Source organism: Leptospira mtsangambouensis (assembly GCF_004770475.1).
In the GTDB taxonomy this organism is placed as follows: Bacteria; Spirochaetota; Leptospiria; order Leptospirales; family Leptospiraceae; genus Leptospira_A; species Leptospira_A mtsangambouensis.
In genome coordinates this window covers 767546-783808 of record NZ_RQHK01000002.1, presented here as the reverse complement: position 1 = coordinate 783808, position 16263 = coordinate 767546, and the positions used below count along the sequence as shown (strand labels likewise).

14 protein-coding genes are annotated in these 16263 nt (G+C 38.6%); 10 read left to right on the top strand and 4 right to left on the bottom strand.

Annotation, left to right across the window (positions count from 1 at the left end):
- The first annotated feature begins 38 nt into the window (after window positions 1–38).
- The 4 genes from EHR01_RS03490 to EHR01_RS03475 all read left to right on the top strand — a co-directional run bounded on the left by EHR01_RS03490 (window position 39) and on the right by EHR01_RS03475 (window position 3453).
- Entirely contained in the window at window positions 39–1289 is a 1251-nt protein-coding gene (locus EHR01_RS03490) for an AAA family ATPase (RefSeq protein ID WP_208721740.1), read from the top strand.
- Between the two features lie 122 nt (window positions 1290–1411).
- Window positions 1412–2245, top strand: coding sequence for a flagellar-coiling protein FcpB (fcpB, locus tag EHR01_RS03485; RefSeq protein WP_135693192.1), 834 nt, complete (start codon window positions 1412–1414; stop codon window positions 2243–2245).
- A gap of 53 nt (window positions 2246–2298) precedes the next feature.
- Entirely contained in the window at window positions 2299–2730 is a 432-nt protein-coding gene (locus tag EHR01_RS03480) for a hypothetical protein (RefSeq protein ID WP_135693887.1), read from the top strand.
- A 3-nt stretch (window positions 2731–2733) separates the two neighbouring features.
- Window positions 2734–3453, top strand: a complete 720-nt coding sequence (locus EHR01_RS03475; RefSeq protein ID WP_135693191.1) for an RsmE family RNA methyltransferase — start codon at window positions 2734–2736, stop codon at window positions 3451–3453.
- Here the strand turns inward: EHR01_RS03475 and EHR01_RS03470 are convergent.
- On the bottom strand, window positions 3443–5038 hold the full coding sequence (locus EHR01_RS03470) for a hypothetical protein (protein ID WP_135693190.1): 1596 nt from the start codon (window positions 5036–5038) through the stop codon (window positions 3443–3445). The genes EHR01_RS03475 and EHR01_RS03470 overlap by 11 nt on opposite strands.
- Window positions 5039–5194: 156 nt before the next feature.
- On the opposite strand from EHR01_RS03470, the gene EHR01_RS03460 reads away from it, so the two are divergent.
- Genes EHR01_RS03460 through metW form a run of 3 tightly spaced genes read left to right on the top strand, consistent with a single transcriptional unit; the run spans window position 5195 to window position 8258 of the window.
- Window positions 5195–6499, top strand: a complete 1305-nt coding sequence (locus tag EHR01_RS03460) for an O-acetylhomoserine aminocarboxypropyltransferase/cysteine synthase family protein (RefSeq protein ID WP_135693188.1) — start codon at window positions 5195–5197, stop codon at window positions 6497–6499.
- Between the two features lie 8 nt (window positions 6500–6507).
- Window positions 6508–7644 (top strand): homoserine O-acetyltransferase MetX, encoded by a 1137-nt coding sequence (gene metX / locus EHR01_RS03455; protein ID WP_135693187.1) that lies wholly within the window; start codon window positions 6508–6510, stop codon window positions 7642–7644.
- Window positions 7641–8258, top strand: coding sequence for a methionine biosynthesis protein MetW (metW, locus tag EHR01_RS03450; protein ID WP_004788834.1), 618 nt, complete (start codon window positions 7641–7643; stop codon window positions 8256–8258). The genes metX and metW overlap by 4 nt, the downstream gene beginning before the upstream one ends.
- A 75-nt stretch (window positions 8259–8333) precedes the next feature.
- Here the strand turns inward: metW and EHR01_RS03445 are convergent, their stop codons facing one another.
- The 3 genes from EHR01_RS03445 to EHR01_RS03435 all read right to left on the bottom strand — a co-directional run bounded on the left by EHR01_RS03445 (window position 8334) and on the right by EHR01_RS03435 (window position 12100).
- Window positions 8334–9161 (bottom strand): Lcl domain-containing protein, encoded by an 828-nt coding sequence (locus EHR01_RS03445; RefSeq protein WP_244309962.1) that lies wholly within the window; start codon window positions 9159–9161, stop codon window positions 8334–8336.
- Window positions 9162–9767: 606 nt separating this feature from the next.
- Entirely contained in the window at window positions 9768–11000 is a 1233-nt protein-coding gene (ilvA, locus tag EHR01_RS03440) for a threonine ammonia-lyase IlvA (protein ID WP_135693185.1), read from the bottom strand.
- Between the two features lie 251 nt (window positions 11001–11251).
- Entirely contained in the window at window positions 11252–12100 is an 849-nt protein-coding gene (locus EHR01_RS03435; protein ID WP_002974229.1) for a flagellin N-terminal helical domain-containing protein, read from the bottom strand.
- 240 nt (window positions 12101–12340) lie between these two features.
- Here EHR01_RS03435 and ispH point away from each other — a divergent pair, with 240 nt between their 5' ends.
- From ispH to EHR01_RS03420, 3 genes are read left to right on the top strand one after another with little or no spacing between them, the layout of a single operon-like run.
- Window positions 12341–13288 carry a 4-hydroxy-3-methylbut-2-enyl diphosphate reductase gene (ispH, locus tag EHR01_RS03430; RefSeq protein ID WP_135693184.1) on the top strand — a complete coding sequence of 316 codons (948 nt, stop codon included), beginning with the start codon at window positions 12341–12343 and terminating at the stop codon, window positions 13286–13288.
- A gap of 1 nt (window position 13289) precedes the next feature.
- Entirely contained in the window at window positions 13290–14912 is a 1623-nt protein-coding gene (locus EHR01_RS03425) for a sensor histidine kinase (RefSeq protein ID WP_135693183.1), read from the top strand.
- Between the two features lie 48 nt (window positions 14913–14960).
- Window positions 14961–16253, top strand: coding sequence for an ATP-binding response regulator (locus EHR01_RS03420; protein ID WP_135693182.1), 1293 nt, complete (start codon window positions 14961–14963; stop codon window positions 16251–16253).
- The last annotated feature ends 10 nt before the right edge of the window (window positions 16254–16263 follow it).

Sequence of the window (16263 nt, the reverse complement as noted above, 5' to 3'; positions counted from 1 at the left end):
CCTTGAAAAAAAAGGGAAAGTTCCGTATTTTGTTCCTTATGTCCAATTCTCAGTCCCATCTGGATTATTTTAAAGCGAAAGAACTCTTTGCATCGGAACTAAAAAATGCCAACTACCAGTTTGTTCAGGAAAAAGAAGAAACCTTGTTTCGGTTTCGCACAGAAAATGCGAGTAAAGACCGTATTTTGGACTGTTTGGGAATTATCAGAAATTATATTGAAAACTTTCGCATTTATAATTTTGAAGAAGGATATATCAGCATCCAAACACTAAACGAAAATCTCTTTGAACCACAAAAGAACCTTTCGGGTAAATTTCGGATTCGATTTTCTTTCAAATCGGATTTAAAACTGGAATGTTCCAAACATGGAGATTTTTCCACCAAAGAAATCCAAACCTGTGTCAGTCTCTTCCAATTTTTAAAGGCAGATGGAACAGAAACAAGAGACCCAAGGATCCTCCTCCACCAACTAGGGGCCGAAGTGTATGACCCTCACTTAGAAAAAGCCAAAGGAAACGATTTGGGGTTTGATTCTGTTTTTGGTTACGATGGAGTGAAGGCACAAATTTTAGAGAGTTTGGTCTTTCCTGTTTTGAAACCGGAACCATTTTTTGAAATCACCAAACTTACCCGTAAAAAACCAAGCCAGAATCTCCCTCGAGCAGTTCTCTTTGAAGGTGAACCAGGAGTGGGAAAAACAAGCATGGCAAAAATTGTTTCCCACCTTTGCGGGGTTCCGATGGTCTATGTGCCCATCGAATCGATCTTAAGTAAATACTATGGGGAATCTTCCCAGAACTTGGCCATGGTTTTTGATGCGGCAGCCTTATTTCCCAAATGTATGCTCTTTTTAGATGAAATTGATTCCCTTGCCACATCTAGAGAAGACGGGTTGTTTGAAGCCACAAGGAACCTATTGAGTGTCCTCCTACGCAAACTAGATGGATTTGCCGAGAGGAGCGGCACGATTACCATTGGTGCCACCAACCGAAAAACCGACCTCGATTCGGCCCTTTTGTCAAGGTTTGACCGAAAGATCTACTTTCCTTTGCCAAACAAAGAAGAACGCAGTAAAATTTTGGAAGGTTATGCCAAACAACTGAAACCAAATGAACGCCAAAAATTGGCAGAGGTTTTGGATGGAGCCTCAGGACGGAACCTTAAGGATTATTGCGATTACGTCGAACGCCGTTGGATCACCCAAAACTGGGAAAAAGAGGACTTTTTGTCCGCTCCCGAAATTTCTTTTTATTTGGACTCCTTCCCAGATTTTGGTTGGAAACGCTAAAAAGTAAGAGTTTCGGCTTCAATCTTCCTGGTGATTTACCGATAATTTTTACAGGATAGTTGTTTACGACCATTGGTCGTTCTTTGGTATCCTTCAAATTAACCTTTTAGGAAGATTCGGACATGAAAATAAAATTAATTCTCCCCATCCTTTTGCTCAACTTTGGGGTTTTCGCTCAAACTGGTAGCTCGGAAACAGGTTCTACTTCTGCAGGAATTGACCCTACCCAATCCGGTAAGTCCATCACTGAGACAGAAAAAGAACTAGATGATAATATTTCTGAAGTGAACAAACGCCTTCGTTTGCACACAGTTTTATTTAAAATGAAAGTGAGAACTCTTCCTCACCGCACTGTCCTTTACAAAGGAAAACCAAGTGCTGACGGAGAAAGATGTGAAGCAACTGACAAACAAGAAGCACAAGATAACACTTGTTTGCATTTAGAAGTGTTTGACTTTGTGGGAAGTGAAGATGGACGTTCTGGAAAAAACTTAGGTGCAAAATTCAAAAAGATGGAACTCTTTTTTGAAGGTGCAAACAACGCTGATCCAGATCCAAGAAAAGAACAACCACGTAACATTACAAAAGTTAGAACATATATTTACCAAAACAACTTTGTTTTAGAAGACAAAATTATCTCTGTAATTGCTGATGTTGCACCAAATGGTACACCTGCGCACAACGATAAAATTGAGCTCTTCTACCAACATGATGACTATCCTGTTTGGGGAACTCCAGAAACTCCTTCGGAAAAAGGTGTTGGTAAATACATTCTATCAAATGTAGAGAATACAAAAACAAACCCGATTCGAAATAATTTCAAAAAACAATTCTACTTCAAGAACTTGGACTACTTCGACAAATTGTTTACAAAACTTTTCGATTATAACGATCGCGATTCTAATAAGCATTACAAGAAGAACGTTGAAGCATTGAAGAGTTCTTTAAAATACTAAGAACAACAGGTTCTTAATTGAATCTCGTTAAACAATGTCCGAATTGTTCCACGATGTTACGGTTCCCTGCTACACAGGGAACCATTTTGGTACAATGTCCCGTTTGTTCTCATCGTTTTACTTTTGTTCCCGATTTAGAATCAGCTGACGATTTTTCTGCATCGGAGCAGATCCCCTCTTTTCAATTCAAACCTTCATTACAAAGTTACAAAGACCTAATCCTTGATTTGCTTTATGCTCCCATTGATTATTTAAAGTCAAAACAAGGGCCGAAAAAAAGAGAATTTCGTTTGATCCCGATTCTCCTATTTGTAATTCTACTTTTGTATTTTTGGAAATGGTCTACTGTTTCTGAATCACAAAAACCTGATCCAATCATAGAAGAACAATTCCAAAACCCCAAGATGGAATTGGATCCAGAACCAAACCCTGTGGATCCTAGAGAAGAATCACAACCAGAAACAAAACCTAGTTTTGAGATTTGAATTTTGAATTGGATTCTTGTTTACGAAAAGGAATTAATTCAAAACCACCTAGTCACACTAACGGATGAAAGGCATTCCCATATCCGAAACATTTTAAAAAAAGATGTGAATGAAACAATTCAAGTGGTCATTCCTTTTTCCGGTAATTTTCTTTTTAAAATCCAATCAACTAACGAATTTTCGACAACTTTAGAGAAATTTAATTCTCTTCCAAACACTTTAAAACCACTTTCAATCCATACCTTCTTTTCCCTTCCAAGGCCTCAAACTGGGAAAAAAATATTACACCTAAGCGGAGCTTACGGTGTAACCTCTGTATCCTTTTATGCAACAGAATCTAAAAACAAAGAATATTGGACCTCTCCTGTTTATACCAAGGATACAGTTTCTTATTTAGAAACGGGTTTAAGCCAAACAGGAAATTACAAACTGCCGGATTTACATTTGGCCCAATCAGAAACCTGGAAACCTTTTTTAAAATCATGGAAGGGAAAGGTACTTATTTTGGATCGCGAAGGAGAAAATTTTGCGGAAAGTTTAAGCCAAAATCAAAAATCGTTTGAAGAGATTCTTTTTGTTTTTGGACCAGAATCTGGATGGAAACCTGATGATCTCTTGTTTTTTAAAGAATCTAGTTTTACTCGAGTTAGTCTTGGAAATATCAATTTGAGAACAGAGTTTGCTTTCTCAGCTCTTTTACACCAATTGTTTATTAGAAACTAATTCCACCAGAAACTAAAAATCGAATTTCATCGATGCTAATAAAAGACTTTTCACTACTATCTAAATAATACTTTCGATAATTTTGTAATCTTAATACGATGGGACCAAAGGATTTTGAAATTTCGGCTGCCGCCTGCGTGTTATTGTCTAAATCAAATGCCTTTCCTTGTGACTCATATCCCTTTTTGGTGTAATAAAATGACATTAAAAAAGACGATCCTAAAGGAATATAAGCAGCAGCAAACACACGTTTATTGCCTTTTAAACCATAATCTTCTACTGCAAACTCGAATCCAAGGTGATAAAAGTTAACATAAATTGTATGATAATAACCAGTGACTTTGGCATTGGACTGGTTTTCTAAATAATCATATTTTGGACGAAGGGGTGCAGAAATTGGAAATTTTTGAAACCGTTCCACTTCGTAAAAACTATCAAAATACATAGGAGCATAGTTTGCCGTCATCTGACGAAACTCAGGTTTTAGTATGATATTAAGATCTTTTGTTCCTAAACGAAAGATACTTCCGTAATGAGTTCCTTGTGCCCCATCTAATCCTTTGATTTTATTAATATCCAAATAAGGTGTGAATTCCACGAAAGGAAGGTTTAAAAGTCGGTATTCAATATCCATCCCCTCAACAGAAGCTCTCGTGACCTGAGTTGTTTTGGGATTGTCCAAATTCTTTTCTGTTACAGGAGATCCGTTGGTATTATAAGACATTTGAACAGGTGCAGCCCGGTCCCAGGCTCTGGTATAACCAATCGTCAAACGGTTGTACCATGGATCATTATCCACAAGCTCCATCCGAGAATCTTTATTATAAGGGCGAATTTCCTTTTTTCTAGTTTCTTCAGTTTTTTTGGCTTTGGATTCTTCGGAACCAGCTTCTTCCTCTACGCTCAAACGTCCCGATTCATCCAAGACATTTCCTCGTAAGTTCATGAGGTATACCAAATCAGAAGATTTATCAAATAAGGAAAGTATAGATTTTCCAATAGCCAGCGGTTTGATATAAACTCTTGCTGCATTCACTTCAAAATTAACAACTGAATTTGCAAAATACTGAACACCAACATAATCTGTATTTAGATCTGCCATCACTCCAGGATTATAAGAATCAAACCGAGAAGAACTTTGGTATTTATTGACTATGGTTCCATGACCAATATAACCATCGACCATCTTACCTGTGTAAGCTGAATATGTTACCTTACCTGGAATTTGTTGGTTGTAGGTTCCGTATGATATATAATTTAAAACACGGGAATAATCGTTTTTGCTATTGTAATCCATCTCTCGAATTTTTCCCGCTTTACTATCGAGCTGGAGTGGTTCTTTATCAACCGCAAGAGCATTGATGGGAAGAGAAAAGGAATACCCGAAATTGTTTCCATGGTTGTAGGTAAAATTGGGAGAAAAATACCCATAGTAGTCTTTTTGGAAACTAGATCCACCAGCGTCGAATTGTAAGGCGGAAGCTCTCCTCGATTCTGTGCCCGTAGGAACCCAAACCTGCGCTTCCAATAGAAGAAAACTAGGAAGGAAAAGCAGAAATAATACTTGGGTCAGAAGAAACTTCATCACAATACGATGATTATCGTAAGATTTTGGCCTGAAAATAAGAAATAATCTCTTCGAAACCGATCCAATAAAACGAACCAAGACTCTGCTTTATTGGATTTTTTCTTGACAAATAGGAGAGTAAAGACAAGGATGGTAGGACCATCGGGGGAATCTATGCCACGTAATTTTAAACCAGAAACCATTGCACTCCACGGAGGACAAGAACCGGATCCGACCACAACATCGAGAGCCGTGCCTTTGTACCAAACCACTTCCTATGTATTCAAAGATACGGACCATGCAGCAAGGCTCTTTGGCCTACAAGAGTTTGGAAATATCTATACAAGGCTCATGAATCCAACCACAGATGTTTTAGAAAAACGTGTGGCTGCTTTGGAAGGTGGAGTCGCAGCTCTTGCAACTGCCTCTGGACAAAGTGCTGAAATGTTGGCACTCCTCAACATCGTAGAAGCAGGACAAGAAATTGTTGCGTCTTCCTCTTTATATGGTGGAACATACAACCTTCTCCATTATACATTTCCAAAACTCGGAATCAAAGTTCACTTTGTAGACCAATCAGATCCTGAAAATTTTCGTAAAGCATCGAATGATAAAACAAGAGCATATTATGCAGAAACTTTAGGAAATCCAAAGTTAGATACCTTAGACATTGCAGCAGTGAGTAAAGTCGCAAAAGAAGTAGGTGTTCCACTTGTGATTGATAACACGATGCCTTCTCCATTTTTGGTGAACCCATTGAAACACGGTGCTGACATTGTTGTGCACTCTCTCACTAAATTTTTAGGCGGACATGGAACTTCTATTGGAGGAATCATCATCGATGGTGGAAGTTTCAATTGGGGGAACGGAAAATTTAAAAATTTTACAGAACCAGATCCTTCTTACCACGGATTAAAATTTTGGGAAGTCTTTGGCAAGTTTGAACCGTTTGGCGGCGTGAACATTGCGTTTATTTTAAAAGCTCGAGTCCAAGGCCTCCGCGATCTTGGCCCAGCCATTTCTCCTTTCAATGCTTGGCAAATTTTACAAGGTGTGGAAACACTTCCGCTTCGTATGGAACGCCACTCAAGCAATGCTCTCAAAGTTGCAGAATTTTTATCAAAACACCCTAAGATTGAATGGGTCAACTACCCAGGCCTTCCTACGGACAAAAACTATGCCACAGCAAAAAAATATCATGAACGTGGTCTTTTTGGTGCGATCGTAGGATTTGAAATCAAAGGCGGAGTGGAAAAAGCCAAAAAATTCATTGATGGACTCGAACTTTTTAGCCTTCTTGCTAACATTGGTGATGCGAAGTCTCTTGCCATACACCCAGCATCCACAACTCACCAACAGTTGACTGGTCCTGAACAAATTTCTGCAGGTGTCACTCCAGGTTTTGTTCGTTTGAGTGTCGGTCTTGAAAACATTGATGACATTCTGGTAGACTTGGAAGAGGCATTAAAAAATATCTGATTAAGACTATGCCTACCTCCGAACAGAACGAGTTTTCCCACGGATCCGTAGGTGTCGTATACACTCAGAGTATTCAATTTGACTCTTTGACTTTAGAGGGGGGTGAAACCATCACTCCTCTCGAAATTGCCTACGAAACGTATGGCACACTCAATGAAAAAAAAGACAATGCCATCCTAGTTTGCCATGCACTATCTGGGGATGCACATGCAGCCGGATTCCACGATGGAGACAAACGTCCTGGTTGGTGGGATTATTATATTGGTCCGGGCAAAGCCTTTGATACCAATCGTTACTTTATCATTTCTTCCAATGTGATCGGAGGTTGTAAGGGATCAAGTGGTCCCCTCACCGTTAATGGTAAAAATGGAAAACCCTTCCAATCCACTTTCCCTTTTGTCTCCATAGGGGATATGGTAAATGCACAAGAAAAATTAATCAGCCATTTTGGAATTCATAAATTATTTGCCGTTGCTGGTGGTTCAATGGGTGGAATGCAAGCCTTACAGTGGTCAGTTGCTTACCCGGATCGACTTAAAAATTGTATTGTGATGGCATCTTCTTCCGAACATTCTGCACAACAAATTGCTTTTAATGAAGTGGGAAGACAGGCAATCCTTTCTGATCCCAATTGGAACCAAGGTTTGTACACCCAAGAAAATAGGCCTTCCAAGGGACTGGCTCTTGCCCGAATGATGGGACATATCACTTACCTTAGTGATGAGATGATGCGAGAAAAATTTGGTCGTAAACCACCCAAAGGAAATATCCAATCCACAGACTTTGCGGTCGGAAGTTATCTGATTTACCAAGGAGAATCCTTCGTGGATCGGTTTGATGCGAACTCATACATTTATGTTACCAAAGCACTCGATCATTTTAGTTTAGGAACAGGAAAAGAACTGACCAAGGTTCTTGCGAAAGTGAGATGTCGATTTTTGGTAGTAGCATATACTTCTGATTGGCTGTATCCACCGTATCAATCGGAAGAGATAGTAAAATCTTTGGAAGTAAATGCAGTTCCTGTTAGTTTTGTAGAACTCAACAATCCAGCAGGGCATGATAGTTTTTTATTACCAAGTGAACAACAAGACTCGATCCTAAGAGATTTTTTAAGTTCTACGGACGAAGGAGTATTCCTTTGAACATCCATACGAATGAAGCCCTAGGTTTGGATTTAAAAAACAGACCTGATATCTCCTACATTGCGAACCTGATCAAACCAGGCGAAAGGGTTTTGGATCTTGGTTGCGGGTATGGTGAACTTATGTTAATCCTCAAAAACAAGGGAGTTCGTGTCCAGGGAATTGAAAAAGATGATAAATGTATCATCCAATGCGTAAAAAAAAGTTTATATGTCCATCATGGAGATATTGACGATGGACTCAAACACCATTTGGACCATAGTTTTGATTTTGTCATCCTCAACCAAACTATACAACAGACGTTAAATCCTGGTGAAATCATTAAAGAATGTTTGCGAATCGGCAAACAAGTGATCATTGTATTTCCGAACTTTTCTCATTGGCAAATTCGCTCTTCCATCCTTCTCAGCGGGAAAACACCCGTAACAGAACTTATGCCGTTCCACTGGTATGACACACCTAACTTACATTATCTATCTGGAAAAGATTTTGAAGATTTTTGCGATTTCGAAAGGATCAAAGTATTACACAGAGCTTTTTTTAATCGGACAAGACAGATTAAACTGTTTCCAAACTTGTTTGCGACATTAGCCTTATTTGTGATCAGAGCATAAATCGTTTTCACATTTGCCTTAAGTGAAATCTGACCCTACAAAAGAGAGATTGAATTCAAAAAATGAATTTCCAAATTATAATTCGGACACACACCGAACAAAACCCGTTGCATCTTTAAATTCATAAGATTGGTTGCCAATATTGAAATCGACCATATAGGTTTGTTGGTCACCTAAGGCCGGAAAGGTTTGAGGACTCCAGTACCTTGCAGCTTGTGCATTGGGAAATAGAACTGGATCGGCCGTGGCACCTGAGTATTTAGTAGCATCCCCAACTGTACTACACCCATCTTCTCCGGTAATGACTCCGGTGTTGGTTGCACTGCAACGAATGACCGAAAACATTTCCTGGTAAAATGGAAGTCTCCAATTTTTTCGTGCGTATGCACTTTGCAGATTACGTGAGACACAAGTTTGATAGACTGCTCCCATATTCACAAGTTGCGTATTACTCCCACCATTACATGCATTTGGATTTGTCGATGAATCATATCCATCAGTTGCTGTACAAAAACTAAGTGGTTGCGGAGATCCAACGGAACAATCACCTTTGCCAACGCCAATGCTTGTTCCATCTGGATTCCAAGTAGATCCAAAAGTACACCTATCCCACAGTAGTATTTTTCCATTCACGACTGTCCTAACAAATGGACAGGTAATCTTAGTATTAATAAAACCATCTCCTGTCCAGGTTCCCATATCCCAAACCATACAATGAACATCATTTGGTTGTATCGGAAAATCAAGTTGGATGTATTTTGGTGAAGCAAAAACCGACATTTCAAAATTACCATTTGCTGAAACAGTAATATAACTTCCATCAGAAGGTGATCGAATGATTACTGAAGAAGTATTTAAGCCGGATACGGATCCTTTGAGAGTAAACGGGCGTGGGTGAGCCACTATCCATTCATTGACTAAACGCGTTTGCCAAAACGAATCGGTCCTGGGGTCACTCGGATTATTCCATTCAAGTTTACAATTAATGTAAAAAAAAGGAAAGAATAGATAGATAAAAGATAGTATGCGAAGTGTTGAATGTCGATGGTCCAAAAACTTATCCAATACATCCTAAATTGTATACGAGTAAGATGAATTCAATAAAAGTTTTTTGGAAATAAATTGCATTTTTTAAGGGAAATCAATAGGTTTGGTTGGACTCGGAAGGTATACTTTCCCCGCCCTAATCGAACTGGGTGGGGTAATCCACCCGCCACCCAATAACGCCTGTTTATCATAATCTTTCCTAAAAGGAAATTCAAAACAGAAAACCTAAAATTTTTACAAAGAAAAGTTCATAATAATGCGAAAGCCCGGCAATCACTCCGGGCTTTTAGCTGTACGACGATCCTTCAATCAATATAGATATCGAATCAAAACTAAAATCCTTTAGGGATTTCCTGAAAAAATAACCAAAACAAAACAGGAAATTCCATCCGATGGTTCTAGAAAATGATGATAAAGTGACTGGAAAAAAAATCCACATAACGGAACCAATTGAACTATTTATTAAATTAAATATTCAAATAAATTCTCGTCTTGGTTGACCAAAGTGAAATTCAAATGGAACGCATCCATTCTTTCTAACAATGATTGAAAATCATCCCTAGACTTTAACTCAATTCCAATCAGGGCAGGACCAGATTCTTTATTATTCTTTTGAATGAATTCAAATCGGACAATGTCATCGTTTGGACCAAGTATCTCATTTACAAATTGTTTTAAGGCGCCAGGTCTTTGGGCAAAACGAACAATAAAATAATGTTTTAAACCTTCGTAAAGCAGTGACCTTTCTTTGATTTCCTGCATTCGATCAATGTCGTTATTTCCACCGCTTAAGATACAAACTACTTTTTTTCCACGAATCTGATCGGCATACTGGTCCAATGCAGAAATACTCAAAGCTCCTGCCGGTTCTGCCACTATAGCATCTTCATTGTATAATTTCAAAAGAGTAGAACAAACTTTCCCTTCCTTGACGAGTAATAGATCAGAAAGAATATCTTTGCAAATGGGAAACGTTAGATCCCCTACTTTTTTTACTGCCGCTCCATCGACAAATTTGTCAATTTTATCAAGTAAAACTGGTTTCCCTTGTTTGAGAGCTTCCGTCATGGAAGGCGCACCAAATGGTTCCACTCCTATGATTTTTGTATGTGGAGATTTTTCTTTAAAATAACTACCCACTCCAGCGCATAATCCGCCTCCGCCAATGGGAACAAAAACATAATCAATTTCAGACTCTTCTTCTAAAATTTCTTTAGCAACAGTACCTTGTCCTTCCATAATTTTTATATGGTCAAAAGGAGGAACAAAGACCATATGATGAGTTTTAGCATATTCTAATGCAAAGGTTTGACATTCATCAAATGTATCACCCACCAATACAATTTCGATCTCATTGCCACCAAACATTTTAACTTGATTGATTTTCTGTTTGGGTGTGATGGCAGGCATATAAATCACACCACGCAAATTTAAAATTTTGCAGGAATAGGCTACACCTTGCGCATGATTACCAGCACTTGCACAAACGACACCCCGCTCTCTTTCCTCTAAGGTTAAACTTTGGATTAGGTTGTATGCTCCTCTAATTTTATAGGATCGAACCAATTGCAGGTCCTCTCGTTTGATAAAAATTTTAGCACCAAAACTTTCTGATAATTTGGCATGGAATTGCAATGGAGTTTTAAATACTATCGAATGGATCGCATTGTATGCTGTTTCAATATCTAATTTCATCAAAGAGGACTCACCCATATCTTCTAAAATACATAATCTGTTTTTTTAGAGAATGAATTTAAATATAAAATATAAAATATAAAAAAACTACATGAAATTGGTTCAAGGAGTAAAAAAGATAAAATGTTTATATTAGGGAAGGTTTTGAAAAGGGAGAGATATGAAAATTTAAAAAAAGAACCTTAAGAAAATCGAGAAACCAGAGGCGGGGCCCCAACCACCCTGCCCTACCTTTGGTTTCTCTTATCCTATTACTGGAGCAATCTCATCACTGACTGAGACTTCATGTTTGCTTGCGCAAGCATTGATGTAGCAGCCTGAGTTAAGATTTGGTATCTTGTGAAACTGGTCATTTGTTCAGCCATGTCAGTATCACGGATACGAGACTCAGATGCTTGTGTGTTTTCATAAGCATTCATAAGTCCTTTCGCAGCATGCTCCATACGGTTGTAATAAGCACCAAGGTCAGCTCTTTGTTTAGAGATAACTCTTAGGGCATCATCACAAAGTCCGATTACGGAGTTTGCTTTACCTGCAGTCGAAAGAGAGATGAAAGTAAGAACCGTAGGGTTTCTTAATCCCAATGCCGCAGTGTTCATTGTTTCAATGTACACGCGCTCTCTTTGGTGCATGTTAGCTCCAATATGGAACCACATACTAGCAGTTGGGTTGAGACGAGCAAATGCTCCTGTAAGCAGTTTCATTTTGTTGAATTCTGCTTGAGAAGCAATACGATCGATCTCGTCCACTAGCTGTGAAACCTCGACTTGGATCTGTTGTCTATCTTCTTCCGAGTAGATACCGTTCGCAGCTTGCACCGCGAGTACACGAACACGTTGAACGATTTCGTGTGTTTCTTGAAGATATCCTTCCGCCGTTTGAATTAGGGACATACCATCTTCAGTATTCTGTTCTGCACGTCGAAGACCAGCAATCTGAGTTCTCATTTTCTCAGATACTGCAAGTCCAGATGCGTCATCTCCGGCTTTGTTAATACGCATACCAGAAGACAACTTTTCGATATCTTTGCTCAGGTTCGCGTCGTTAGACTTCAAAGTTCTGTGTGCAAAGATCGCACTTACGTTGTGGTTGATAATCATCCGGGTTCCTCCTTGAATCCGTTCCCTCGCCACTTAAGGTTTTCACCTTGAGTCCGAGAAATTGATGAATTTTCGAAGAGGCCATCCTTGGCCTTTTCAAGATAAGGATCGGTCATTCTGGGAGGGAGGATAATAGGGAAAATGAAATAAAAATTGAATAAAAATAGAACTTCCCCTTTTCTAAAATATGTCCTGGAAATTCTATGGAGTTGGATTGAAAGAAAAGGCAGGCCTAATTCAGTGTTAGAGACAATATATTTAGCGAACCCCCGGGGATTTTGTGCGGGAGTGAAGTATGCCATTTCCTATGTGGAAACTGCATTCCAGGAGAACCCAGAAGCCCCTCTTTATGTTCGCAAGGAAATCGTCCACAACCAACGAGTTGTCGAAGAAATGAAGAAAAAAGGCATCCAATTCATCGACGAACTGAAAGAAGTTCCCGATGGTGCCACTGTTGTATTTTCTGCCCATGGAGTTTCCCCGGAAGTTGTAAAAGAAGCCACAGAACGAAAAATGAAAATTGGAGATGCCACCTGCCCCCTTGTCACTCGGGTCCATAAAAAAGCACGAAATATCAAAGATTCTCACCAAATCATCTATATTGGTCATAGAGGCCATGATGAGGCAATTGGAACGATGGGAGAGGCACAGATGTTTCTTGTGGAATCTCCAGAAGATGTGGAAAATTTACGGAACAAAATCGCAAAAGACAAACCACTCACCTATCTCATGCAAACCACCCTTTCCGTGGCTGATACAAAAAATATTGTCAAAAAAATTGAAGAAGTATTTCCTTACGTAGAACATCCTCAAAAGGATGATATCTGTTATGCGACAACAGAACGCCAGGAAGCAGTCAGGTCAATGTTAGAATCAGTAGATGCAATGCTTGTGATCGGTGCAGAAAATTCTTCTAATTCTGTTAGATTATGCCAATTGGCCAAAAAAACAAGACCTGCCAGTTTCCAAATCTCACGGAAAGAAGATGTAAACCCCGATCATATTAAAAATTCAGGAATAAAAACCCTTGGTATCACCGCTGGTGCCTCAAGCCCCCAAATCCTTGTGGATGAAATTGTAGGAGAGATTTTAAAACATTTTCCCGATGCCAAGGTATCTCTTTTTCCGGAAAGCAGAGAAGATACCATGAGTTTTAGATTACCGAAAGAACTACTCAAACAGTATTAGTATGGATCTGGATCCTTGGTCATTGCTAAAGGCCTCTTTAGAGGGGAATGACTCGGGAACCGCCATTCTTTCCATTGATAGGTCGTCTAAAAAATCTGAGATCCTAATTAAAAATCAAATATTTGCATCATTAGAACCAGAATTTGATTTAAACACCTTTCTTTGCAAAAAAATTGAGAACTCAGACTTTTCCACAGAACTCATTTATATCACAAACGGAACCATTCTGGAAGCTTCCTTTGGTAAGTTTCAATTTCCAGAAGGAAAAAAAAACAAAGAATACACAAAATTCTTTATAAAAGATATTACCACCAAACAAAGACAAGAAGAAGAAATTGCCTGGAGACTTCGGTTTGAATTAGGGGTAGCCTCCTCAATTCAAATACTCATCCAACAACCTTCCATTCGAGAAGGCTTACCACAAGCAATCTATCAGTTGTTATACTTTACTGAAATGGATTCTGTTTTTTTTCTTAAATATGAAACGGTAGGAAAAAAAGACTTTTTTAAAACTTGGGCCAACGAACGAAAGACCACCAAATACCCTTTATTGCCAGAAAAATGCCAAACGGAAGATTGGTATGATTTGGGTCTTGGTCGTTGGGTTCATAAACTAAAAAAAGGAAAAACCATTTATTTAGACCCAAACAAAGCCTTACCAAGAGAAAAATGGTTCTTCGAACAAACCAAAGCCGAAACAATACTACTCATTCCTGTTCGTTTTGAAAATCGCTTTTTGGGAGTTATGGGTTTTTTCAAATACAAACAGAATTCGCCCATCGAACATGAAAATCTTTTGATTTACCAAACGGTTAGTCGTTGGATGGGACTTTTTGTCCAACGGGATTTGGATCTTACAGAACTGAATCGCTACAAATCAACATTAGAATCTTTAGTTTTAGAAAGGACCGTTGCCCTTACCAAAACGAAAGAAGAATTGGAACACGCCTACCGAGCTAAAACTGAATTTTTAGCCCATATGAGTCACGAACTAAGAACACCCTTAAATTCCATCATCGGATTTTCGAAACTGATTCAGTTACCTGATTCAGATGAAACCGGAAAGGAATACTTAAACTATATTTATACCGGTGGAACGAGACTCCTAAATATGATCAACGAAATCCTAAATTTGATGAAAATCGAATCGGGACAAATTCAAATCCAATTAACATCGTTTAAACCAGAAGACATATGTCGCCAAACATTGGATTTAATCCAACCACAAGCCAACGCAAAGGGAATGGAAATTCGATTTCGTCCACCTTTACAATCAAAGGTGATCCACTCTGACGGTGGAAAAATCCAACAAATTCTACTCAACCTCCTTTCAAACGCTATCAAATACGCAAATCATCCCTATATCGAATTGGATTGTGAATGGGCGGAGGGAAATTTAGAGATTTCTGTCCGTGATTTTGGGCCAGGGATTTCAGAAGAGGATCAAAACCGTATTTTTCATACCTTCACCCGGTTAAACGACGACGGAAAAATCGAAGGAACGGGGCTCGGTCTTTCGATTTCTCAAGGTTTGGCGAACCGGCTAGGAGGTTCACTAGAACTTAAATCCCAATTAGGGCAAGGTTCCATTTTTAAACTCAAGTTACCCGAAATAATAAAATAAAGGAATTGAACCCTATAGAATTCTCCCGTAGGATTTCCGATAATCTATATGGTGGAATCGAACGTAAACCAAAGTCAATCCTCCCAGGCTCGGGTAAAGGAACACCTAAGGCGTCCCAAAGAACCAATCCTGATCATTGAGGATAAAAAAGAAAACCAAGTCCTACTAGAAGCCATCTGTAAGCGGATTGGTATGGATGCAGATGTAGCCGAAGATGGGAAGATAGCCCTTGAGATGGCTGCAAAACGTCCATATAGTCTATATTTGGTGGATTTAATGATGCCCGTTTTGGATGGAAAATCATTCATCCGTGAACAAAAAAAATTAGAACCAAATGCCGTTTTTATGATTCAAACTGCCATCGACCAAATCGATGAAATCATAGAAATCATGAAAATGGGCGTGTATGATTATCTTTTAAAGCCTCTCCATGTCGAAATTGTTGCAGATCGTTTAGAAAAAGCATTAGAATACGTCTACTTAAAGCGAATGGAATCACTTCTCGTTGATGAAGAATCAAAAGAATTAAAGAGCCAATTGGAATGGCTTAATTACAAAGAATCACATAGAAAAACCAATGAAGTAAATTCGGAACTCCATTCGATTTTAAATTTAAAAACTACTTTGATGCAAGGTTCAGGCCTTGGAGCCATTTCAACGATCATAGATTCCATCCAACAAATGAAAGTGGATCTTGGCAAAGATTACTCAATCAACAAAGAGTTTTGGGATCTTTTGTATGAAAATCACGAACACAATATTGCTATGATGAGTGGATTAGATTTGGCAGTAGACCTAATCCAAAACAATACAAATTTGGTTAGAACAAAAAGTGAAGACCTACTCGGTTTACTTCCTTCTCTTGTTGAATCATTTCGAGATGAAATTATCGAACGTGAATTAAAGGTAAACTTACCAGTTGTAAAACAATCTGTTTTCCTTGACCTTGATTTAGAATCAATGAAAGTTGCCATTCATGAAATATTTACCAATGGGCTTAAATATTCTAAAAGAAAATCTCATTTTGATGTTTTTGTTACCTTTGTGGATGGTTACTTTTGCCTCTCTGCTAAAAACAACATCATCGATGATGAATATGCCAAACAACTGGCTCAGTCTGAAAAAAAACTGATCGAACCTTTTTTCAGAATCCACCCACCCGTTGAAAGTTTTTATTCAAAAGAAAAATTCAGTTTGGGATTGGGGTTAACGATGGTTGATTTTATCCTACATAGACACAATGGGATGTTTTTCATACGAAATGCCATCGACCATACTACGGAAGTCAAAGCAGACTGCATCATTGCAGAAGTATTTTTACCAATCCAAAACGAAAAATAAGGAAAGAACC